The organism is Burkholderia cepacia (genome assembly GCF_001039005.1).
Taxonomy (GTDB): Bacteria; Pseudomonadota; Gammaproteobacteria; order Burkholderiales; family Burkholderiaceae; genus Burkholderia; species Burkholderia theae.
The window spans coordinates 1-21,869 of the sequence record NZ_LDWR01000006.1 but is presented as its reverse complement, the minus strand read 5'-3'; the positions used below and the strand labels follow the sequence as shown (position 1 = coordinate 21,869).

Sequence of the window (21,869 nt, the reverse complement as noted above, 5' to 3'; positions counted from 1 at the left end):
CCGGCCATGAACGCACGCTACCAGGGCGTCTTTCCGGTCGCGCCGACGATCTTCGACGCGCACGGCGCGCTCGATCTCGACGGCCAGCGCCGCTGCCTCGACTTCATGATCGACGCCGGTTCACAGGGCCTCTGCATCCACGCGAACTACTCCGAGCAATTCGCGCTCGGCGACGACGAACGCGACCTGATCACGCGCACCACGCTCGAGCATGTCGCGGGCCGCGTGCCGGTGATCGTCACGACGTCGCACTTCAGCGCGCGGATCTGCGCGGAACGAAACCGGCGCGCCCAGGCGCTCGGCGCGGCGATGGTGATGGTGATGCCGCCGTACCACGGCGCGACGTTCCGCGTGCCCGAAGCGCAGGTTCGCGCGTTCTTCGCCGAAGCGGCCGACGGGCTCCGCATTCCGCTGATGATCCAGGACGCGCCCGCGAGCGGCGTCGCGCTGTCCGCGTCGTTGCTCGCGACGCTCGCGCGCGAGATCGATGCCGTGTCGTACTTCAAGATCGAGACGGCCGGCGCCGCGTCGAAGCTGCGCGAGCTGATCGCGCTCGGCGGCGACGCGATCGAGGGGCCGTGGGACGGCGAGGAAGGCATCACGCTGCTCGCCGATCTCGATGCGGGCGCAACCGGCGCGATGACGGGCGGCGGCTATCCGGACGGGATTCGCCGGATCACCGATGCGTATTTCGCCGGGCGCCGCGACGAAGCGTGCGAGCAGTACGCGCGCTGGCTGCCGCTGATCAACTACGAGAACCGTCAGTCGGGCTTCCTGACCGCGAAGGCGCTGATGCGTGAAGGCGGCGTGATCGCGTGCGACCAGCCGCGCGCGCCGTGGCCCGAGCTGCATCCGCAGGTGCGCGCGGGGCTGCTCGATACGGCGCGGCGGCTCGACCCGCTCGTGCTGCGCTGGGGACGCTAGAGATCGAAAGCACGCGCGACGCAAACGCGTTGCGCATCGGCGGCCGGCACCTGCCGGCCCGCCACGGCAAGACAGCGGCCCATCCGAAGGCCGCCGCGGCCGACTACCCGAACTGGATGGAGACACCATGACCCTGTTGACCCCGGCCACCCCGGCCTACGAAGCCGGCGACGCCGTTCCGCGCCGCCGCTGGCTGCGCGTGATTCCGCCGCTGCTGCTCGCCTGCATCATTTCCTACATGGACCGCGTGAACATCGCGTTCGCGATGCCCGGCGGCATGAACGCCGAACTCGGCATGGACGCGACGATGGCCGGCCTCGCCGGCGGCATCTTCTTCTTCGGCTACCTGTTCCTGCAGATTCCCGGCGGCCGGCGCGCGGCGCTCGGCAGCGGCAAGACATTCATCGCGTGGTCGCTCGTGAGCTGGGCCGTGCTGTCGGTGCTGACCGGGCTCGTCACGCATACGTGGCAGTTGCTGACGCTGCGCTTCCTGCTCGGGGTGGCCGAGGGCGGCATGCTGCCCGTCGTGCTCACGATGGTCAGCCGCTGGTTCCCCGACCGCGAGCGTGGCCGCGCGAATGCGATGGTCATCATGTTCGTGCCGCTCGCCGGCATGATCACCGCGCCGCTGTCCGGCTTCATCCTCGCCGCGTACGACTGGCGTCACCTGTTCTTCAGCGCGGGCGCGCTGTCGCTGCTGTGCCTGGTCGCGTGGCTGCTGTTCGCCGACGACGGCCCGGAGACCGCGCGCTGGGTGTCGCCGCGCGAGAAGGCATACATCCTCGACGCGCTGCGCGACGAGCAGGAACGCAAGCGCGCGGCCGGCACGCCGGCTGCCGCATCGTTCGGCGAGATGCTGCGCAACCCGACGATCTGGCTGCTCATCGCCATCAACTTCTGCTATCAGGTCGGCATCTACGGCTATACGATGTGGTTGCCGACGCTGCTGAAAAACCTCACGCACAGCGGGATGGGCAAGGTCGGCCTGCTCGCGATGCTGCCGTATGTCGCGATGGTGATCGGGATGTTCGTCACGTCGTATTTGTCTGACCGAACCGGCAAGCGCCGCCTGTTCGTGCTGCTGCCGCTCGTCGGTTTCGCCGCGTGCCTCGCGCTGTCGGTGCTCACGCACGCGTCGATGGCCGTGTCGTTCACGTTCCTGATCGGGTGCGGCTTCTTCCTGCAGGCGGCCGCCGGCGTGTTCTGGGCGATTCCGCCGAAGCTCTGCAGCGTCGAGACGGCCGGCAGCGCGCGCGGCCTGATCAATGCGCTCGGCAATCTCGGCGGCTTCTGCGGCCCGTATGCGGTCGGCGTGCTGACCCAGCACGTGAGCGCGGCGGCCGGCGTGCTCAGCCTCGCGGTCACGCTCGCGGTGGCCGGCCTGCTCGCGCTGACGCTGCCGAAGCGCTGCGAGGACTGATACCCGATAACAACGGAGACACACCATGAACGACATCCTGCTGCTGGTGCAGAAATGCGCCCATACCTTCAGTTTCTACGACCTCGACACGAAAACCGCGCTCAAGCACGTCGTGCTGCCGAACTACCCGCACGAGTTCACCGTCGACGTGAACCACCGCTACGCGTACGTCGGCATCTTCGGGATCGAGACCGCATGGTCGCGCGGCCATGAAGGCGACCACCGGATCGCCGAGATCGACCTCGTCGAGCGCACGCACACGCGCATGCTCGACCTGTGGCCGTACTACCGGCCGCACGGCATGGCGAGCGACCGCGACGGCCGGTTGTATGCGATGAGCGAGGCACACGACATGCTGCTCGTGTTCGACGAGCCGACCCGGCAGCCCGTGCCGAACATGGCCGTGCCGTCCGGCGGCGTGAAGACGCACCTCGTGACGCTCACGCGCGACGCGAGCCGCGCATACGGCGTGCACCTGTTGTCGAACACGGTCACGCAGTTCCATCCGCGCGACGCGACGGTCGCGCCGCGCGCGGTGATGCCCGGCCCGCGCCCGGAAGGCAATGCGCTGTCGGCCGACGAGCGCACGCTGTTCGTCGCGAATCGCGGCGACGACACGCTGGTCGAGATCGACACGGAGACGATGACCTGCGGCCGCCGCGTGAAGACGCGCAGCGATCCGAACCGCATCTACCGGACCAGCGCGCCGGACGGCCGCGACCTGCTGCTGCTGACCAATTCGGGCGAACGGTCGATCTCCGTGTTCGATGCACACCAGCTCGAGGAGATCGAACGCATCGCACTGCCCGCGAACCCGACCGCGCTGTCGTTCCATCCGTCGCGGCGCGTCGCTTACGTGTCGTTCCAGGACGACTACGTGCGCGAACTCGATCTCGATACCTGGCGTTTCGTCGGCGCGTTGGCGACGCTGCGCGAACCCGATGCGTCGTTCGTGCTCGCGGGAGCACGCTGACATGCGCGACGGAGCGCCGCCCGACGGAGCGCCGCCCGACGAATCGTCGCCCGACGGCATGCCGGACGCGCTCGTCGATGCGCATCACCACCTGTGGCGGCTCGATGCGGGCGCACACTATCCGTGGCTGCAGACGCAATACGATCCGGCGCGCTTCATGTTCGGCGATTACTCGGCGCTGTGCCGCGATTTCGGTGCGGACGAGTTCCGGCACGCGGCGCAACGCGCGCCGATCGTCGCCAGCGTGCACGTCGAGGCCGAACGCGTGCGCGACGAAGCACTGGCGGAAACGCGCTGGCTGCACGAGGTCGCGGCGGCACACGGGCTGCCGTCGGCAGTCGTCGCGTGGGTCGACCTGCTGGCCGGCGATGCGGACGAGCGGCTCGCCGAACAGGCCGCGTGGCCGCGCGTGCGCGGCGTGCGCTTCAAGCCGCGCACCGCATCGTCGCCGGATGCGCCCGTCGACGGGCCCGGCACGCTGCGCGATCCGCGCTGGCCGGCCGCGCTGCAACGCGTCGCCGCGCACGGCCTGTGCTGGGATCTGCGCGTGCCGTTCTGGCATCTCGGCGACGCAGCCGCGCTGCTCGCCGATGCCCCCGATGTCGACGTCGTGCTCGAACACGCCGGGCTGCCGTGGGATCGCTCGGACGCCGGGCTCGCGCGCTGGCGCCGCGGCATGGAAGCGCTGGCGGCATCGCCGCGCGTGGCCGTGAAGATTTCCGAACTCGGCTTGCGCGACGCCGTGTGGAACGACGCGGACAACGCACGGATCATCCGCGACACGATCGCGATCTTCGGCTGGGAACGCTGCCTGTTCGCGAGCAACTTCCCGGTGGCCGGTTTGCGCGTGTCCTATCCCGCGCTGCTGCGCACGTTCGCCCGCGCGATGGCGGACCTCGACGACGCGGCACGCCGCGCGATCTGGCATGACAACGCGATCCGCGTTTACCGGATTGCGCTCGACGCACCAGCCGGCCCGGCTCGCGGATAACCCGCGTTTACGCACCTTCCGCCCCGTTCGGCCGGGCAGCGCACGCCGCCCGACCGACACATTTTGTGCATCGCACGACAAATCCTGAGCAAAAAGTATCGGTTCGCGTTTTCTTTTGATGTGGTGTCCGCATCGCCCCCGTCACACCATTGTTCCTGCCGTCATAGACGGCATTCGAACAAGCAGAATCAAGGAGACACGGGTGAACAAGATGCGAATCGTCGCAGCCGGGCTGCTGCTCGGCGCCTGTCTGCCGGGCGTCGCGGCCGCGCAGGTCTGCAAGGTGCCGACCCTTCGGGTGCTCGCGCAAAAGAGTCTCGGCCTGTCGGTAATGGAGAAATCGCTGGCCGACTACGAGAAGAAAAGCGGCACCCAGGTCGAGATCAGCTACTTCGGCGAAAACGACCGCCGCGCGAAATCGCGGCTCGATGCGTCGACCGGCGCCGGCTCGTACCAGATCTACTACGTCGACGAGGCGAACGTCGCCGAATTTGCGTCAGCCAACTGGATCGTACCGCTGCTCAAGTACTACCCGAAGGAATACGACTACGACGACTTCCTGCCCGGCCGCCGCGCGGTCGCAAGCTACAACGGCGTCGCGTACTTCGCGCCGCTGATCGGCGGCGGCGACTTCCTGTTCTACCGCCGCGACCTCCTCGACGCCGCGCACATCCCGGTGCCGAAGACGCTCGACCAGCTCGTCGCCGCGATCAAGAAACTCAACGCGCCGCCGAAGCTGTACGGCTGGGTCGCGCGCGGCCAGCGCGGCTCGGGGATGAACGTGTGGCGCTGGTCGCCGTTCATGCTCGGGATGGGCGGCGCATGGACCGACAAGGGCGGCCAGCCGACATTCAATTCGCCGGCCGCCGTGAAGGCGACGCAGCTCTACAGCAACCTGTTCAAGTACGCGCCGCCGGGCGCCGCGACCTACGACTGGAGCAACGCGCTCGAAGCATTCCGCTCGGGCAAGGTCGCCTTCATGATCGAATCGACGCCGTTCGCGGACTGGATGGAGGATACGAGCAAGTCGAGCGTGGCCGGCAAGGTCGGCTACACGCGTCCGCCCGCGCCGCTGCCATCGGCCGCGTACGGCCACGGCTTCGCGATCTCGGCGGTCGGCGCGAAGGACGACTGCACGCGGATGGCCGCCGGCCGCTTCATCGCGTGGGCAACCAGCAAGGACCAGGAACAGGCACGGCTGCGCAACGGCGTGTTCAGCGACTACAACCGCACCAGCACGATCGGCAGCCCGTACTTCAAGCAGCACGTCGCGCCGCAGATCCAGGCCGGGCTGAACGACACCAACCCGGTCACGCAGGTGACGATCTGGCGCACGCCGCAGTGGCCGGATATCGGCGACAACCTCGGCATCGCGCTCGAACAGGTGTTCACCGGCACGCAGACGGATCCGCGCGGCACGCTCGACGACGCGGCCCAGTACGCGAAGGATGCGCTCGAACATGGCGCTCGCAAATGACGGTGCCGGCGGACGCGCGCTCGGCGTCCGCCCGGCCCTTCCCGCCCGGCGCGGCCGCGCGCGCCGCGACCGCACGAGCCTGCCGTGGGTGTTCCTCGCGCCGACGCTCGCGCTGCTCGCGGTCCTGAGCCTCGTCCCGACGGTCGCCGCGATCAATCTCGCGCTGCGCAACCGCGTGCTGCGCTACCCCGACAGCGAATACGTCGGCCTGCGCAACTTCGTGCGGCTCGCGTCGGACCGGCGCTTCCTGAACGCGATCGAGGTGTCGGTGCTGTGGGAAATCGTCACGGTCGCCGGCGCGGTGATCGTCGGGATCGCGCTCGCCGTGTTCCTGTTCGAGCGCGTGCACGGCCGCTGGCGCCGCTTCGCGTCGCTGGTGCTGATCATGCCGGTGCTGCTGCCGCGCGTGTCGGCCGCGTTCATCTGGAAGTTCATGTACGCGCCGCTCACCGGCATCCTGAGCTGGCTGCTCGGCACGCTCGGCGTCGAGAACACCGCGTTCCTCGCCGATCCGCATCTCGCGCTGTACGCGGTCGCACTGGTCGACGTGTGGCAATGGGGGCTGTTCTTCGCGGTCGTGATCCTGAAGCTGCTGGAGACGCTGCCGCCCGAGCCGCTCGAAGCCGCGCGGCTCGACTACGCGACGACGTGGCAGGTGCACGCGTACATCGCACTGCCGATGCTGAAGGCGCCGCTCGTGAGCCTGGTGTTCATCAAGATGGTCGAGTCGCTGCGCTCGTTCGACCTGATCTACGTGATGACCAAGGGCGGCCCCGGCATCGCGACCGAGACGCTTGACCTGTACGCGTACCAGCAGGGCATCGGCCTCGCCGGCAAGGTGTCGTACGCGTCGGGCATGGCCGTGCTGATGATGGTCGCGACCACGCTCGTCTTCACGCTCATCTGGAAGAGGGTCAACAAATGGGACGACTGATGGCCCGCCGCGGCACCACCGCCACCGTTTCCACCGTCGCGATCGCCGGCGCGATCCTGCTCGTCGCCGCGTTCCCGCTGTTCTGGGCCGTGCTCAATTCGCTCAAGCACCTGCTCGACATCGTCACGCCGACGCCGCGCTTCTTCTTCACGCCGACGCTCGCGAACTACGAGCAGGTGCTGTCGAGCCCGGAAGTGATGATCGGGCTCGGCAACAGCATCGCGATCGTCGGCGCGGCCGTCGTGCTCGGCGCGCTGCTCGGCGTGCCGGCCGCGTATGCGATCGCGCGCTACCCGGTGCGCGGCAAGCGCGACATCCAGTTCTTCCTGCTGTCGCTGCGCTTCCTGCCGCCGGTCGCGGTCGCGCTGCCGCTGATCGCGATCTGGGTCGACCTCGGGCTGTACGACACGAAGCTGTCGATGATCGTCACGTACCTGCTCGTCACGCTGTCGACCATCACGTGGCTGTCGATCCCCGTGTTCCGCCGGCTGCCGCGCGAGATCGAGGAAGCCGCCGCGCTCGACGGCTACGGCCCGTACGCGGTGTTCTGGCATATCGCGCTGCCGGTGTGCGCGAGCACGCTGCTCGGCGGCATCGTGTTCAGCTTCGTGCTGGTCTGGAACGAACTGATGATCGCGCTCGCGCTCACGTCGTCGCGCAGCGCGACGCTGCCGGTGGTCGCGTCCGCGTTCACGTCGCTCGGCCAGGAAGTGCCGTGGGGCGTGATCAACGCGTCGACGGTGCTGCTCGCGCTGCCGCCGCTCGTGTTCGTCGGCATGCTGAGCCGCCTGCTCAATTCGATGGTCAAGGGAAAATAAGGAGGATGTGTTGAAAGCGCTCGTACTCGAACGCACGCGCGAGCTCGCGCTGCGCGACATCGACCTGCCGCAAGAGGTCGGCCCCGGCGACGTCCGGATCAAGGTTCATACGGTCGGCGTCTGCGGCAGCGACGTGCATTACTACGTGCATGGCGGAATCGGCCCGTTCCGCGTCGACGCACCGATGGTGCTCGGCCACGAGGCGTCCGGCACCGTCGTCGAAACCGGCGCCGGCGTCACGCACCTGCGCGTCGGCGACCGCGTCTGCATGGAGCCCGGCGTGCCGCGCCTCGATTCGCCCGCGACGCTGCGCGGCCTCTACAACCTCGACCCCGACGTGCGCTTCTGGGCGACGCCGCCGGTGCACGGCTGCCTGACGCCGTTCGTCGTGCATCCGGCCGCGTTCACGTACCGGCTGCCCGACAACGTGTCGTTCGCCGAAGGCGCGATCGTCGAGCCGCTGTCGATCGGCCTGCAGGCCGCGAAGAAGGCCGCGATGAAACCCGGCGACATCGCGGTCGTGATCGGCGCCGGCACGATCGGCGCGATGACCGCGCTCGCCGCACTCGCAGGCGGCGCCGCGCGCGTGATCCTCGCCGACGTCGTGCCGGACAAGCTCGCGCTGTTCGCCGGCAACCCGGCGGTCACGACCGTCGACGTGCGCACGCGGCTGCTCGCCGACGCGGTAGCCGACGTCACCGATGGCTGGGGCGCGGACGTCGTGTTCGAAGCGAGCGGCAGCGCGCAAGCGTATGCCGGCCTCGTCGACCTGATGTGCCCGGGCGGCTGCGCGGTGCTGATCGGCATGCCGGTCGACCCGGTACCGCTCGACGTGGTTGCGCTGCAGGCGAAGGAAGGCCGCATCGAATCGGTGTTCCGCTACGCGAACATCTTTCCGCGCGCGCTCGCGCTGATCGCATCCGGCGCAATCGACGTGAAGCCGTTCATCTCGCGCACGTTCCCGTTTTCCGAAGGCGTGCGCGCGTTCGAGGAAGCGGCGAGCGGCCAGCCGCGCGACGTCAAGATTCAGATCGAAATGGATTAGGGCGTGTTCACGCTAATAACGGGCTTGCGAACGTGCCTTTCCGCCCGCAGTGCAAGGAGTAAGGAGCGCCGTTTGGCCGTGCCAAACAAGCGACGCACGACGCCGCAATGTGGGCGGAAAGGCACGTTCCCCTGTTTGGAAAAATTCATGCGTGGGGCTGGCCCCCAGAAGGGCCGATCGCCGCGTCATGCTCCTCGCGAATACGTCGAGTATTCGCTTCGTCGCAATCCTCGCGCTCGGCCCTTCTGGGGGCCAGCGCAAGCCCGTTATTAGCGTGGACACGCCCTAAACCATGGCCCAGATCACCTGCAAGGCTTTGTCGAAACACTACGACGGCGGCCCCGCCGTGCTGCACCCGCTCGACCTCGAGATCGCCGACGGCGAATTCATCGTGCTGCTCGGCCCGTCCGGCTGCGGCAAATCGACGATGCTGCGGATGATCGCGGGCCTGGAAGCGATCACCGGCGGCGAGCTCGTGATCGGCGACAGCGTCGTCAACGACCTGCCGTCGCGCGAACGCAATGTCGCGATGGTGTTCCAGAACTATGCGCTGTACCCGCACATGACGGTGTACGACAACATCGCGTTCGGCCTGCGGCGCCTGAAAGTGCCGGCCGACGAGATCGACCGCCGCGTGCGCGACGTCGCGCGTATCCTGAGCCTCGATGCGCTGCTCGACCGTCGGCCGCGCGCGATGTCGGGCGGCCAGCAGCAGCGCGCGGCGATCGCGCGCGCGATGATCAAGACGCCCGCCGTGTTCCTGTTCGACGAGCCGCTGTCGAACCTCGACGCGAAGCTGCGCACGCAGTTGCGCGGCGACATCAAGCGGCTGCACCGGCGGCTGAAGACGACCACGCTGTACGTCACGCACGACCAGCTCGAGGCGATGACGCTCGCGGACCGCGTCGTGCTGATGCGCGGCGGCCACATCGAGCAGATCGGCACGCCGGCCGAGCTGTACGGCCAGCCCCACACCGTGTTCGCCGCCGGATTCGTCGGCACGCCCGCGATGAATTTTGCGGACGGCACGATCGAGCGCATCGGCGCGAACGTGCTGCTCGACTGCAACGGCGCGCGCTGGCCGCTCGCGTCGGCGCGCTTCGCGAGGCTGCAGGACGGCCAGCCGGTGAAGGCCGCGATCCGCCCGAACCACCTGCGGCTCGTTGCCGAAACCGATCCGACCCCGCGTTCGCTCACGCTGACCGGCACGGTCGAGCTCGTCGAGCTGCTCGGGGCCGAGGCACTCGTCACGCTGGACTGGCACGGCCTGCCGTGCGCGGCCCTCGTGCCGGCCCCGATGGCCCCGGCACAGGGCGCCGTGGTAGCGTTCCGCTTCGACGAAGAAGCCCTGCATCTGTTCGACGCCGGCACCGAGCGCAACGTCGCGCTGCCGGACGCGAACCCGATCGCGCACGCGGCGGCGCCGGCGGCCGCGACGCGCGCCACGCCGCCTGCCGCGACGGGCTGGTCGATGTCCCGTTCGTAACGCGCCGGCACGACCCGACGGAGCACACGATGAACCCGGATCTCGAGATCGTTCCCACCCACCGCGACGAATCGTTCCGCGCGTGGATCCACGACTATCCGCATTCGGTCGCGAAGTGGCACTTCCATCCCGAGTACGAGATTCATCTGATCCAGGCGTCGCACGGCAAGGTGTTCGTCGGCGACCACATCGGCGATTTCGGCCCCGGCAACCTGATCGTCACCGGGCCGAACCTGCCGCACAACTGGGTCAGCGAACTCGCCGACGGCGAACGCGTGCCGTCGCGCGACGTCGTGCTGCAGTTCTCGCGCGATGCGATCGAGAAGATGGTCGGCGCGTTCAGCGAACTGCAGCCGGTGATCGACCTGATCGACGACGCGGCGCGCGGCGTGCAGTTTCCCGACCGGGTCGGCGCCGAGGTCGCGCCGCTGATGCTCGAACTCGCGAACGCGCACGGCTGCCGGCGTGTCGAGATCCTGATGTCGCTGTTCGACCGGCTGTCGTCGTGCCGCGAACGGCGCGTGCTCGCGGGCCCCGGCTACCGCAGCGATGCGCAGCACTACATGTCGTCGACCATCAACCAGGTGCTGTCGTACCTGCAGCAGAACCTGCCCGGCATGCTGCGCGAGACCGACGTCGCCGCGTTCGCCGGCATGAGCGTGAGCACCTTCACGCGCTTTTTCCGCCGTCATACCGGCTCGTCGTTCGTGCGCTACCTGAACCGGCTGCGCATCAACGAGGCATGCGAGCTGCTGATGTTTTCCGACCTGACGGTGACCGACATCTGCTACCGGGTTGGCTTCAACAACCTGTCGAACTTCAACCGTCAGTTTCTCGCGATGAAGCAGGTGCCGCCGTCGAGGTTCCGCGCGCTGCACCGGCTCAACGAACCGCACAGCCCCGACGACGCGCCGCCCCCGCGGCGCGCGCCGCCGCACGCACCAGACAGGATGCTTCATCCGTGACATTTCTCGGCATCGATCTCGGCACGTCCGAGGTCAAGGTTCTCCTCACCGATTCCCGTTCGGTCCCCCTTGCAACCGGCTCGGCCACGCTGTCGATCAGCCGGCCACATCCGCACTGGTCCGAACAAAGCCCGCAGGCATGGTGGCACGCGATGCTCGACGCGATCGCGTCGGTGCGCGCCGCGCATCCGGCCGGCTTCGCCGCGCTGCGCGGCATCGCGTTGTCCGGGCAGATGCACGGCGCGACGCTGATCGATCGCGCGGACCAGGTGCTGCGCCCCGCGATCCTGTGGAACGACACGCGCGCCGGCACCGAATGCATCGAGCTCGAAGCGCTGGTGCCGGAATCGCGCGCGATCACCGGCAACATGGCGATGCCGGGCTTTACCGCGCCGAAGCTGCTGTGGCTCGCGAAATACGAGCCCGCCGTGTTCCGCGCGGTGCACAAGGTGCTGCTGCCGAAGGATTACCTGATCTGGCGCCTGTCCGGTGAATTCGTGTCCGACCTGTCCGACGCGTCGGGCACGCTGTGGCTCGACTGCGCGCGCCGCGACTGGTCCGACCGGATGCTTGCCGCGACCGAGCTGTCGCGCGCGCAGATGCCACGCCTCGTCGAAGGCAACGCGGCCGCCGCGCAACTGCGCGACACGCTGCGGCGCGAGTGGGGCATCGCGGGGCCGGTGACGATCGCCGGCGGCGCCGGCGACAACGCGGCGTCCGCGATCGGCATGGGCGTCACGGGCGCCGGCAGCGGCTTCCTGTCGCTCGGCACGTCCGGTGTGCTGTTCGCCGGCAACGACCGCTTCGCGCCGAACCCGGACGCCGCCGTGCATGCGTTCTGCCACTGCGTCGAAGGGCGCTGGCACCAGATGAGCGTGATCCTGTCCGCCGCCGCGAGCCTCGACTGGCTCGCACGCGCACACGGCACGACCGCCGGCGTGCTGGCCGCGCGCGCCGAACGCGCCGACCCGGCCCGCGCGCCGCTGTTCCTGCCGTATCTCGGCGGCGAGCGCACGCCGCACAACGACGCGCATGCGCGCGGCGTGTTCTTCGGGCTGTCCAACGAACACGATGCGGTCGACCTCGCGTACGCGGTGATGGAAGGCGTCGCGTTCGCGATGGCCGACGGCTACGACGCGCTGCACGCGGCCGGCACGACGCTCGGCGCGGTGTCGTTCATCGGCGGCGGCTCGAAAAGCGCATTCTGGGCGCGGCTGTGCGCGAATGCGACCGGGCTCGCGATGCGGCGCCATGCGGACGGCGCGGTCGGTGCGGCACTCGGCGCCGCGCGTCTCGCGCGCCTCGCCGCGACCGGCGATACGCTCGCGGAAGTCTGTGTCGCGCCGCCGGTCACCGAAACCGTCACGCCCGATTCCGCCGCGGTCGATCTGCTGGCCGGGCGGCTCGTGCGGTATCGGCGGCTGTATCGTGCGTTGCGAGACGAGTTTGCGTACGGCGACTGAGCGACAGCGCATGCGCGCGTGATCGTGCTTGACCCGGCCCTTGGGATCGCCTTTATGCTGAGCGCAACGAATCGACAGCAGAGAGAGGTGACGGATGCGCACATCCACGCCCCGTTTGAACGCATCGGCGGCCGCCGCGCGGCTCGGCGTATCGATCAAGGCACTGCGGCTGTATGAACAGCACGGCCTCGTCACGCCGGAACGGACGCCGGCCGGATACCGCGCGTATGGCCCGGACGACCTCGCACGCGCGGCCGACATCGCGGCGCTACGCGCGCTCGGCCTGAGCCTCGCGCAAGTGGCGAGCGTGCTGGATGGCGACGCGCGCAGCCTCGACGACGCGCTGGCGGCGCACGAAGCCACGCTCGACCACGGCATTCGGGATCTCGTGTGCAAGGTCGACAGGGTGCGTGCGATCCGTGCGGGCCTGGCGCGCGGCCGGATGCCGGCCGACGGCGAACTGACGCGGCTGCTCGACGATACCGGCACCGGCGTCGCGTTCAGCCTGCCGTGGCCGTGGGGCGGCGAGTGGTTCGAGTGTCGCGATATCCGGCCGTTGAACTACATCATCGGCTCGCTGGGAAGCGGCAAGACGCGTCTGGCGCTTCGGCTGGCCGACGCGCTGCCCGGCGCCGTGTTCGTGGGCCTCGATCGGCTGGACCACGATGGCGCTGCCGCATGCGATGCGTTGCGCGCCGATCCGGAACTGAAGTCGCGCGTCGAACGCGCATCGGCCGCGCTGGTCGGCAACGGCGCGACGCCGTCGGCGGCGCTGACCGCGCTGCTCACCCGTCTCGAAGCGAAAGGCCCGCGCGCGCTGGTTGTCGACATGATCGAACAGAATCTCGACCGGCCCACGCAACAGGCATTGATCGCCCACCTGCGCGAACGCGCAACCGGCGGCATGCGGCCGCTGTTCCTGTTGACACGCTCGTCGGCCATCCTCGATCTGTCGGCGGTTGGCCCCGACGAAACCATCATCCTGTGCCCGGCCAATCACAGTCCGCCGTCGCGCGTGGCGCCTTACCCGGGCGCGCCCGGCTACGAAGCCGTCGCCACGTGCCTGGCATCACCGGAGATTCGGGAGCGAATCGCCCGCCGGCCCACGGCAGCGTAATCCGGCGTCAGGATTCCGGCCGCCCCATCCTGCGCGCCATCGCCGGACTCACCGCATGCGCCGGATCGAAGCCGAAGAATTCCAGCACGTGCCGCGCGACGTCGTCGCGATCGTTGTCCGCGCAGATCATGTGGTAGCTGTTCTCCAGCACGATCCCGTGCGCGTCGGGCATCTTCTCCAGCAGGAAATCGGCCGAGCGCAGGCTCGTCAGTTCGTCCTCGCGCGCATGCAGCACCAGCGTGCGGCAATGCGTGCCGGCCGCGGCGTCGAGCGCCCAGTCGCGCATCCGGTCCACCTGCCGCACGCAGGCGAGCGGCACCCACGCATAGTGGAAACGGTCCTGACGCTCGAACTTCTTCTTCACGATCGCGCGGATCGTCGCGTTCTTGATGCCGAACGGATCGCCTTCCTCGACACGCATCCGTTCGGCGACACCCGGCACGCGGTACAGCAGGTGCCGCAGCGACCGGTACCACGGCGTCGACCAGCCGTCGATGAACACCGGCGTGGCCAGCAACGCGAGCCGGCCGCGCGCATGCTGCACGCGGTGGCACAGCAGCAGCGCGACCAGCGCGCCCATGCACATGCCCGCCACATGCAGCGTGTCATACTCGTGTTCCAGCGCGCGATACTGCTCGGTCACCGCGTCGAGCCACGCCTCCGCGCGCACGCCGACCAGATCCTCGGGGCGCGTGCCGTGCCCCGGCAGCGTGATCATGTGCGTCTCGCCGCCCGCGCGCCGCATCGCCTTGTGCAGCGAACCGAGATCGTATTGCGTGCCGCCGAGCCCGTGGATCAGCATGACGCCCGTGCGACCCGTCATGATGCGGCCCTGCTCATTCGTCCGCCGGCCACACGCGCTCGATCTGCCAGACGCCCGCGACCACCGTCACGTCGACGTTCGAATCGAGCAGCGGCGCGCCGTGATCGGTGATCGGCTGCGTGCCGCCGTCGCGCTGCACGATGCGCAGCGACAGCGACGCGCGATCCTCGCCGGCGATTTCCGCATTCCAGTAGTCGTTCAGCGCATCGCGGTCGCCCGGCTGCACGCGTTCGAGCACGAGCGGCACGCTCGCGATCTGCGCGGCATCGACGCCGACGCCGAACACGCGCTCGACGTCGCCGCTCCACTCGATCCGGCCCGACTCCGGATCGAGCACGTACGCGATCTGGCCGGCGCTCGCCAGCGCGAGCTCCATGTTGTTCTGCAGCACCGCCGCATGCTCGTGCACGCGCTCGCGCGTCGTTTTCAGCGTGCTCACCGTCAGCACCAGCAGCGACGCGACCGCCAGATAAAGCTGTGCCTCGAGCAGCGCGCTGCCGTAGTGTTCGTGAAACGACGCGAACGGGCCGTCGCCCTGCGCCGTCTGTTCGATCACGATCAACGCGAACACCAGCACCGACGACGAACCCGCGCGGCCGCCGAGCAGCAGCGTCACCGCGACGGTCAGGAACAGCGGGATGTACGTCAGCGCGAAGCCGGCGCCCGTACCGAATTTCTGCGACGTGTCGCCGTCGAAGACCACGAGCGCGACGATCACGAGCAGCACGAACGCGACGACACCGAGCATCAGGTCGAAGCGCTCGTGATCGCCCGAGCGGTGCGCGCGAAAGCGCGACCACGACGCGAGCACCGGCGTGACCAGCAGCACGCCGACGAAATCGGATGCGGCCCACACGGACCACACGTCGAAGAACGGCGCGCCCTTGACCACCGTGTACCACGCCGCGCCGCCGATCGCGCCGACCACGCCCGCGATCAGCCCGGCGAGGATCACCGAGCGCAGGAAATACAGCCCTTCGAGCGAGAAGCGCACGCGCTGCACGAGCCATACCGCGAGCGCGGCCGCGCCGACCTCGTCGACCGTGAACAGCACCGCGTTGACCAGGCTGCCGTGTTCGATGCCGGTCAGCACGAGCTGCGCGACCAGGAATGCGCCGGCCAGCGTCAGCCATTCGCGCGGCGGCCGCAGCATGAACGCGCCGACCGTCACGCCGGCCGGCAGCCAGATATAACCCGTCAGCCGGACGGGGCCGTTGAATTGGTGCGAGATGTAGCCGGTCGCCAGATACAGCACCGCCCAGAGCAGCGCGGCGACGAGTCCCGGGCGGGAACGTTTGGTGTCCATCGAGGATTCCTGTGTATTGCGCCGGGCGGGCAAGCGCGTTCGGGGCGCCGGCGCGCCCGCAAGCTGGCGATTGTGACCGGGAAAGTATCGGAAAAGTTCGTTGTTTGCCAGGCGCTATCAGGACACGTCAGCGTGTCGTCTTGGCCGGACGGCCAAAATCGCGCGCAGCCGGTCGATCACACCTAATATGAAAGGCATCCGAAAACATTCGTTTCAGGTATCGTCCCCGTCACCAGCCAACATTCCGTATGACCACCCGCAATGGAAACCGTACCGGCCCGGCCGATGTCGGCCCCTTTGATGCCATGAGCCAATTTCGCGTCACGTACGACGGACCCGCGCTCGAATCGTCGGAAATGGACGTGCGCGAACTTGCACCCGCGCTGCTTGCAATCGGCGATTTGCTCGACGCGTCGACCCGCGCGCTATGCGGCGATCAGGTTCGGCCGCAGGTGAACGTGCGCGGCAGCTTCAAGACCGGCAGCTTCGGCATCGACTTCACGCTCGCGACATCGCTGCTCGGCCGCATGCGCGACATGCTGAGCGGCAACGAAGGCACGGCGCTCGCCAATGCGGTCACGATCCTGACCGCGCTCGGCATCGCCGTGCCCCGGGCAAGGAAAGGGCTCTTCGCCGTCCTCAAATGGCTGCGCGGGCGCGAGATCCAGCAAGTGCGGATGCAGGACCACACCGCGGTGCTGCACGTCGACGGCGACGAACTCGAGATCGACCTGCCCGTCCTCACCCTGCTGCGCGACATCCGCGTTCGCAACGCAACCGCACAAGTCCTTGCGCCGCTCGCGCGTGAAGGCGTCGTGATGTTCGCGGCCGGCACCGATACGGAAGTCATCGAGACAGTCACCCGCAACGAAATCGCGTGGTTTCTCGCACCCGAACAAGCCGATGCGCTCCTGCTCGACGAGCATCGAAAGATGGCGTTCTCGATCGTGTCGCTCGCGTTCAAGGACGACAACAAGTGGCGACTGTACGACGGCTCGTCCACGATTCACGCGGCGATCACGGATACCCGCTTCCTGTCGCGCGTGAACAACAGCCAGATCAGCTTCAGCAAGGGGGACGTGCTCGTCTGCAATGTCCGAATGCAGCAGTGGCAAACCTCGGACGGCGCAAAAACCGAATACGAGGTCACGGATGTCCTCGAACATCGCCCGGCCGGCCTGCAGATTCAGTTGCCCGGTCTTTGATCCGCGTCGAAGGCCAGGCGCCCAACGCAACCCGTCATCCATCATGAAACCGGCAATCGATCTGCGTCCTGCCTCCCTGGAGGACCTCCCCTTCCTGCTGACCCTCCGTCGGCTCACGATGACCGAGCACCTGCAACGCGTCGGCGCGCCGACCGACGATGCAACGCACGACCGGCGCATTCGCGCGAATTTCGAAGCCGCGATGATCGTCTGCGAAGGTGCCGATGCAATCGGATTGCTGAAGGTGACGCGCGCCGCCGGCGAATGGCACGTCCATCAGATCCAGATCCTCCCTGCGTGGCAGGGCCGAGGCATCGGCGAGGCCGTGCTGCGTGCATTGCTGACCGACGCGGCACGCGAGAACGCGTGCGTGTCGCTCAGCGTGCTGCACGGCAACCCGGCGTGGCGGCTCTATGAACGGCTCGGCTTCCGGGTCGTGTCGCAAACGGAAACGAGCGCGAGCATGATCTGGCGCGCGTGACGCGCGCCGTTGCGACGCCGTCGCATGACGATTACTGCGTGATCTTCGCGTCCTTCAGCAAATTGCCGATCATCTGCGCACTCGCCTTTTCGACCGCGATCGCCTGCAGTTGCTGCTGAAGCGCCGGCTTGGCGGTCTCGAAACCCGGCACCTGCGTCGGCCGCTTCGCATCCAGCTTCACGATGGCCCGCACGCCGTCGATCGGAATCGAATCCTTCGTCGCCGCGCCGACCGTCAGCTTCTCGAGCGCCTGCGCGATCGGCAACGGCAGTCCGGCCGTCTTGCCTTCCGCCGCCGGCGTGTTGAAACTCACCCACGGCAGCTCGCCGCCGGTATCGCGGCTCGGCGCCATGCTGTACTGGCGCGCCAGCCCGTCGAACGACTTGCCCGACTTCAGCTCGCTCAACACGGTCGCGGCCGTCACCGGATCCTTGACGACGATCAGGCGCGGCTTGTACTCGTTCTTGCCGAGCGCCGCGACGAGTTCGTCATAACGCGCCTTGACCTGCGCGTCGGTCACCGGCTCGGGTTTCAGGTTGTCGCGCACGTACAGTTGCACCTCGGCACTCGCCTTCGCCTGCTGCATCGCCGCCTTGACCTCGGGCTTGTCTGCGTAATTCGCCTTCTCGGCGGCCTGCTGAATCAGCACGCGCGTGATCAGTTGCTGCTTGATCGTGTCGCGGATCTGCGGCGAGTCGGGCTGCCCGGACGCGCGCAGCATCGCATCGACGTCGGCCTGCGTGATCGGTGCGCCGTTGACCGTCGCGACGGTTGCCGCCGTCTGTGCATGAGCAGCACCGCTCAGCGCGCCGGCCAGTGCGGCAATCAGCAACAGGCGGCTCGGTGTCGTTTTCATCTTCATCGTATTGTCGCTTCGGGCCAAAAAACGCGGCATGAACTGCCGCGCAGGTTCGCCGGCGCTGCAACGCGCCGACGCAACCGTTCGGTCATTCCGGTTCATCATCACCGGCACGGGCAGCGTCTGCCGGTGCCGCTGTCATTGTGCACGGAACCGCGTTTGCGCGTCGGGAGGTTGGGGAAGGCCGCTCGAGGTGGCGAGGCGCACGGTTCGTCACGCGCCCGGGCACGCTTGCGACGCGTGGGCATCCCGCGAAGTGCTTCGAATATCGCGATGGCTACGCGGGCCCGGCCGCCGGTCGACGCGGCGACGCGGCCGCGCCGTCATCAGGGCGTCCAGCGATACACGGTGATGCTGTTGCCCTTCACGTTGTTCTTCATCACCACATACTCGCCGGTCGACCGGCGGTACGCGCGGATGCTGTACATCGCGTCGATCGCGCTGCTGGTGTCCACGGTCGCGGGGCTCGCGTTGACCAGCGTCGTGTCGAGATTGCCGGTGGTGAGGTTGAACGCGTCGACGTTCGGCCACAGCGGCCCGTTGCTGCTGAACCAGTAACCGACGAACAGATGGTTGCCGACCGCGTCGATCGATTTCGCGCCGCTGTGCGGCAGCGTGATCACCGGGTCCGGCTTCGTCGTGTTGCCCGCGCTCCAGCCGTGATACACCTCGATGCGCGTGCCGATCGACGTCCAGTCGTTGCTCCCGAGCGCGCCCTGCGCGAGCACCATCGTGTCGCTGTCCGCGAGGTAGACGATGCGCGTCAGCGGCTGGATGCTGGCGGGCACGCGGGTCGCGACGCCCGGCCCCCACGACGGCTTGCCGCTCGCGTCGAAGCCGGTCAGCGGATAGTGGGTAATCGCGCCGGTCTTGTCGAGGCCGGCCCACACGCCGCCCTTGCTGTCGATGCTGAAGCCGCTCGTCACGCGCTGCGTCGTGTTGAACGCGGGGCCCGGGATCGATCCGTCCGGAATCGCGATATAGCCGTTCGCCGCGTTGAAATGGAAGAAGTAGAAGACCGGCGGGTTCTGGCCAGCCGCGACGAGGATCCGGTTCGCGCCGACGGACGTGAGCAGCCCGAAGTGCTCATCGCGCTGCGGGTCGCTCATGTTGATGCGCGGATCCGACGGGTACGTGAACGGGTCGACGGTGTTCGCGACGAAGGTACCGCCCGCGCTGCCGCCGTACACGTGCGTGCCGCCATAGAACAGCGCGCCGTCCGTGACCGGGTCCGGCGCGGCAATACCTTCGAAGTTCAGCGACTGCAGCGTCCAGCGCAGGCTCCCGGCGCTGCTGTACGCGTGAATGTCGGTGGCGCCGTTGCGGCCGAGATCCCAGCTGCCGCCCCACGGGTTGTTGAGCACATAGAGGTTGCCGCCGGTGTCCTTGCCGATGCCGGCGATGCGCGTGAAGCGCTGCGCGCCGACCTGCCCCTTGATGCCGGTCGTCGTGTCGAGATAACCGCCGCGCACGCCGAACGTGCCGGCCAGCGCCGGCCGGCCCGACACCGTATAGCGCTTGATGTTCTGGTCGGGGCCCTCGTCGCCCGCCAGGAGCTGTCCGGCGGCCGCATCGAAATAGAGCGCCGACGGCTGCGACCCGGCCGGCATCCGGATCGTGTTCAGCAGCGCGCCGGCCGGGCTGAAGCCGACGATCGAGCCCGCGCGCTTCTGCGCGACCCACACGTTGCCCGCGCCATCCACCGCGAGCGCGCCCGGGCTCGACACGCTGATGTCCCGCTGCCACACGCCGTCGGTGGTGAACACGCGCACGCGATTGCCGTAGAAGTCGCTCGCATAGAGCAGCGAACCGGCCGTGGCGAGCCCGGTGACGACGTCGATGCGCGGCTGGTTGGTCGCCGCGCTGACCTGGATGAGCCGGTCGCGATACCGGGTGGCGCGGTTATACCGTCCGACCGCGCCGCTGCCGTAGGTCTTGCCGGGCTGCAGCGCGACGAACAGCGACGTCGCGTTGCCCGTGATCGCGCTGCCCTGGAATTCGGAATGCGTGCCGATCGAGCCGACGCTCTTGCCGTTCTGGTAGATCGCGACACCGCCTTCATCTTCGTCCCACATCGACGCCGTGTAGATCACGCCTTCGGGCGCGACCCACATCGACCGTGCGACGTTGCCGACGTGGGCCGCGAGCGTGCCGTACGTGTTCGCCAGCCAGTCGGTGGTGTTGCCGGCTTGAGCGGCCGGTGCCATCGCGGCGATCGCCGCGGCGAACAGCACAGCGTGTAGACGTTTTCCAGCGACCATGACGGATGCGCTCCTGAACGGTGCGAACATTCACATGAGGGGGCAGCCGGCCGGATGGTTTGAAATCCGCGATGCGTAAATTCTTCCGCTGAATCATCCGGCGCAATCGGTATTACGTGCGGCCTGCCTTCGATAATGAGCAGCGCGAGAATAGCGTTATATAAATCGAAAAAAATTGCGGACCGCTCGCGATAACCACCCACCCCGACGGCGGGCGCGACTGCGCGACAGTGAGGGTTCACTCACTCGCTGGATCGGGAATGGGAAGAATCAGGCTTTCGCCTGCGAGAATATCGCCGCTTTTTCAACGACGACTGATTGAAACCGCGAATGCCTGTTCCGGAGAATCGGAAAAGGCCGCCGCATGCCATGCGGTGTGATTGCATCAAACAAATCGCCGGCCTGAATCCGTTGCGAATCCAGGCCGGCGATCGTCATTTACCGCGGCGCATCAAACGCGCCGCCGAGTTGCCGCGTGTCATGCCGATGCCGAGGTCTCCGGCACCTTCACCTGCGTGACACGCCCTGCGTCCGAATCGTCGTCGCGCGGCTCGTCGAGCTGCCCTTCCCACTTCGCGACCACGGCGGCCGCGATCGAGTTGCCGACGGCGTTGGTGGCCGAGCGCCCCATGTCGAGGAACATGTCAACACCCATGATCAGCAGCAACCCCGCTTCTGGCATGTTGAACTGGTTGAGCGTCGCCGCGATCACGACCAGCGACGCGCGCGGCACGCCCGCCATTCCCTTCGACGTCACCATCAACAGCAGCAGCATCGTGATCTGCGTGCCCAGCGGCAGATGGATGCCATACACCTGCGCGATGAACAGCACCGCGAACGTGCAGTACATCATCGAGCCGTCGAGGTTGAACGAATACCCGATGGGCAGCACGAAACTCGAAATCTTGCGGTTCACGCCGAAACGGTCGAGCGCATCCAGCAGCTTCGGATACGCGGCCTCGGAACTCGCCGTTGCGAACGACAGCAGGAACGGCTCGCGGATCAGCCGCAGCAGCGTGAACGCGCGCTTGCCGAGGAACGTCACGCCGGCGAGCGTCAGCACGCCCCACAGCAGCGCCAGCGCCAGATAGAAGCTCGCCATGAACTTCGCGAACGTGAGCAGGATGCCGAGCCCTTCGGTCGTGATCGTCGACGCCAGCGCCGCAAACACCGCGACCGGCGCGAACCACATCACCGCGCCCGTCACCTTCAGCATCACCTGCGCGAGATCCTCGATCACGCCGGTCAGGCGCTTGCCCGATTCGCCGAGCGCGGACAACGCGGTGCCGAAGAAGATCGAGAACACGACGATCTGCAGGAT

19 protein-coding genes are annotated in these 21,869 nt (G+C 68.0%); 14 read left to right on the top strand and 5 right to left on the bottom strand.

The window, feature by feature from the left end:
- The first annotated feature begins 6 nt into the window (after window positions 1-6).
- The 12 genes from VL15_RS02635 to VL15_RS02580 all read left to right on the top strand — a co-directional run bounded on the left by VL15_RS02635 (window position 7) and on the right by VL15_RS02580 (window position 13,613).
- Entirely contained in the window at window positions 7-924 is a 918-nt protein-coding gene (locus VL15_RS02635) for a dihydrodipicolinate synthase family protein (RefSeq protein WP_048242972.1), read from the top strand.
- Window positions 925-1,051: 127 nt separating this feature from the next.
- Window positions 1,052-2,344, top strand: coding sequence for an MFS transporter (locus VL15_RS02630; protein ID WP_048242971.1), 1,293 nt, complete (start codon window positions 1,052-1,054; stop codon window positions 2,342-2,344).
- 25 nt (window positions 2,345-2,369) lie between these two features.
- Window positions 2,370-3,317: a YncE family protein gene (locus VL15_RS02625; RefSeq protein WP_048242970.1), complete on the top strand. Its 948-nt coding sequence runs from the start codon at window positions 2,370-2,372 to the stop codon at window positions 3,315-3,317.
- A 1-nt stretch (window position 3,318) separates the two neighbouring features.
- Window positions 3,319-4,308, top strand: a complete 990-nt coding sequence (locus tag VL15_RS02620) for an amidohydrolase family protein (protein ID WP_048242969.1) — start codon at window positions 3,319-3,321, stop codon at window positions 4,306-4,308.
- A gap of 211 nt (window positions 4,309-4,519) precedes the next feature.
- Complete coding sequence (locus tag VL15_RS02615) at window positions 4,520-5,785, top strand: ABC transporter substrate-binding protein (RefSeq protein ID WP_419188652.1); 1,266 nt, start codon at window positions 4,520-4,522, stop codon at window positions 5,783-5,785.
- On the top strand, window positions 5,769-6,719 hold the full coding sequence (locus tag VL15_RS02610) for a carbohydrate ABC transporter permease (protein ID WP_230684312.1): 951 nt from the start codon (window positions 5,769-5,771) through the stop codon (window positions 6,717-6,719). Before VL15_RS02615 ends, VL15_RS02610 begins: the two co-directional genes overlap by 17 nt.
- Window positions 6,707-7,537, top strand: a complete 831-nt coding sequence (locus VL15_RS02605; RefSeq protein WP_048242967.1) for a carbohydrate ABC transporter permease — start codon at window positions 6,707-6,709, stop codon at window positions 7,535-7,537. Before VL15_RS02610 ends, VL15_RS02605 begins: the two co-directional genes overlap by 13 nt.
- A 10-nt stretch (window positions 7,538-7,547) precedes the next feature.
- A complete protein-coding gene (locus VL15_RS02600) occupies window positions 7,548-8,582 on the top strand; it encodes an NAD(P)-dependent alcohol dehydrogenase (RefSeq protein WP_048242966.1) in 1,035 nt (344 codons plus the stop codon).
- A gap of 292 nt (window positions 8,583-8,874) precedes the next feature.
- Window positions 8,875-10,068, top strand: coding sequence for an ABC transporter ATP-binding protein (locus VL15_RS02595; RefSeq protein ID WP_048242965.1), 1,194 nt, complete (start codon window positions 8,875-8,877; stop codon window positions 10,066-10,068).
- A 29-nt stretch (window positions 10,069-10,097) separates the two neighbouring features.
- Window positions 10,098-11,033: an AraC family transcriptional regulator gene (locus VL15_RS02590; protein WP_048242964.1), complete on the top strand. Its 936-nt coding sequence runs from the start codon at window positions 10,098-10,100 to the stop codon at window positions 11,031-11,033.
- A complete protein-coding gene (gene xylB, locus VL15_RS02585; protein WP_048242963.1) occupies window positions 11,030-12,496 on the top strand; it encodes a xylulokinase in 1,467 nt (488 codons plus the stop codon). Before VL15_RS02590 ends, xylB begins: the two co-directional genes overlap by 4 nt.
- A gap of 94 nt (window positions 12,497-12,590) precedes the next feature.
- On the top strand, window positions 12,591-13,613 hold the full coding sequence (locus VL15_RS02580) for a MerR family transcriptional regulator (protein ID WP_048242962.1): 1,023 nt from the start codon (window positions 12,591-12,593) through the stop codon (window positions 13,611-13,613).
- A gap of 7 nt (window positions 13,614-13,620) precedes the next feature.
- On the opposite strand, the gene VL15_RS02575 is transcribed toward VL15_RS02580, so the two are convergent.
- Window positions 13,621-14,436 carry an alpha/beta hydrolase gene (locus VL15_RS02575; RefSeq protein WP_048242961.1) on the bottom strand — a complete coding sequence of 272 codons (816 nt, stop codon included), beginning with the start codon at window positions 14,434-14,436 and terminating at the stop codon, window positions 13,621-13,623.
- Window positions 14,437-14,449: 13 nt separating this feature from the next.
- Entirely contained in the window at window positions 14,450-15,742 is a 1,293-nt protein-coding gene (locus VL15_RS02570) for an MASE1 domain-containing protein (protein ID WP_048242960.1), read from the bottom strand.
- Window positions 15,743-15,990: 248 nt separating this feature from the next.
- On the opposite strand from VL15_RS02570, the gene VL15_RS02565 reads away from it, so the two are divergent.
- Together VL15_RS02565 and VL15_RS02560 are read left to right on the top strand one after the other, a co-directional pair.
- Window positions 15,991-16,947, top strand: a complete 957-nt coding sequence (locus VL15_RS02565) for a hypothetical protein (RefSeq protein WP_053077562.1) — start codon at window positions 15,991-15,993, stop codon at window positions 16,945-16,947.
- Between the two features lie 43 nt (window positions 16,948-16,990).
- Window positions 16,991-17,428 carry a GNAT family N-acetyltransferase gene (locus VL15_RS02560; protein ID WP_048242958.1) on the top strand — a complete coding sequence of 146 codons (438 nt, stop codon included), beginning with the start codon at window positions 16,991-16,993 and terminating at the stop codon, window positions 17,426-17,428.
- Between the two features lie 31 nt (window positions 17,429-17,459).
- Here the strand turns inward: VL15_RS02560 and VL15_RS02555 are convergent, their stop codons facing one another.
- The 3 genes from VL15_RS02555 to VL15_RS02545 all read right to left on the bottom strand — a co-directional run.
- Window positions 17,460-18,290 carry a peptidylprolyl isomerase gene (locus VL15_RS02555; protein ID WP_048243098.1) on the bottom strand — a complete coding sequence of 277 codons (831 nt, stop codon included), beginning with the start codon at window positions 18,288-18,290 and terminating at the stop codon, window positions 17,460-17,462.
- Window positions 18,291-18,613: 323 nt separating this feature from the next.
- Window positions 18,614-20,548, bottom strand: coding sequence for an SMP-30/gluconolactonase/LRE family protein (locus VL15_RS02550; RefSeq protein ID WP_048242957.1), 1,935 nt, complete (start codon window positions 20,546-20,548; stop codon window positions 18,614-18,616).
- Between the two features lie 478 nt (window positions 20,549-21,026).
- Window positions 21,027-21,869: dicarboxylate/amino acid:cation symporter (locus VL15_RS02545; RefSeq protein WP_048242956.1), on the bottom strand; the 843-nt coding region annotated here is incomplete at its 5' end.

What these genes read in the sequence shown, in the direction of transcription:
- VL15_RS02635 (WP_048242972.1), top strand. Translation starts at nt 7, where the DNA reads ATGAACGCACGCTACCAGGGCGTCTTTCCGGTCGCGCCGACGATCTTC.
- VL15_RS02630 (WP_048242971.1), top strand. Translation starts at nt 1,052, where the DNA reads ATGACCCTGTTGACCCCGGCCACCCCGGCCTACGAAGCCGGCGACGCC.
- VL15_RS02625 (WP_048242970.1), top strand. Translation starts at nt 2,370, where the DNA reads ATGAACGACATCCTGCTGCTGGTGCAGAAATGCGCCCATACCTTCAGT.
- VL15_RS02620 (WP_048242969.1), top strand. Translation starts at nt 3,319, where the DNA reads ATGCGCGACGGAGCGCCGCCCGACGGAGCGCCGCCCGACGAATCGTCG.
- VL15_RS02615 (WP_419188652.1), top strand. Translation starts at nt 4,520, where the DNA reads ATGCGAATCGTCGCAGCCGGGCTGCTGCTCGGCGCCTGTCTGCCGGGC.
- VL15_RS02610 (WP_230684312.1), top strand. Translation starts at nt 5,769, where the DNA reads ATGGCGCTCGCAAATGACGGTGCCGGCGGACGCGCGCTCGGCGTCCGC.
- VL15_RS02605 (WP_048242967.1), top strand. Translation starts at nt 6,707, where the DNA reads ATGGGACGACTGATGGCCCGCCGCGGCACCACCGCCACCGTTTCCACC.
- VL15_RS02595 (WP_048242965.1), top strand. Translation starts at nt 8,875, where the DNA reads ATGGCCCAGATCACCTGCAAGGCTTTGTCGAAACACTACGACGGCGGC.
- VL15_RS02590 (WP_048242964.1), top strand. Translation starts at nt 10,098, where the DNA reads ATGAACCCGGATCTCGAGATCGTTCCCACCCACCGCGACGAATCGTTC.
- VL15_RS02580 (WP_048242962.1), top strand. Translation starts at nt 12,591, where the DNA reads ATGCGCACATCCACGCCCCGTTTGAACGCATCGGCGGCCGCCGCGCGG.
- VL15_RS02575 (WP_048242961.1), bottom strand. Translation starts at nt 14,436, where the DNA reads ATGACGGGTCGCACGGGCGTCATGCTGATCCACGGGCTCGGCGGCACG.
- VL15_RS02570 (WP_048242960.1), bottom strand. Translation starts at nt 15,742, where the DNA reads ATGGACACCAAACGTTCCCGCCCGGGACTCGTCGCCGCGCTGCTCTGG.
- VL15_RS02565 (WP_053077562.1), top strand. Translation starts at nt 15,991, where the DNA reads ATGACCACCCGCAATGGAAACCGTACCGGCCCGGCCGATGTCGGCCCC.
- VL15_RS02560 (WP_048242958.1), top strand. Translation starts at nt 16,991, where the DNA reads ATGAAACCGGCAATCGATCTGCGTCCTGCCTCCCTGGAGGACCTCCCC.
- VL15_RS02555 (WP_048243098.1), bottom strand. Translation starts at nt 18,290, where the DNA reads ATGAAGATGAAAACGACACCGAGCCGCCTGTTGCTGATTGCCGCACTG.
- VL15_RS02550 (WP_048242957.1), bottom strand. Translation starts at nt 20,548, where the DNA reads ATGGTCGCTGGAAAACGTCTACACGCTGTGCTGTTCGCCGCGGCGATC.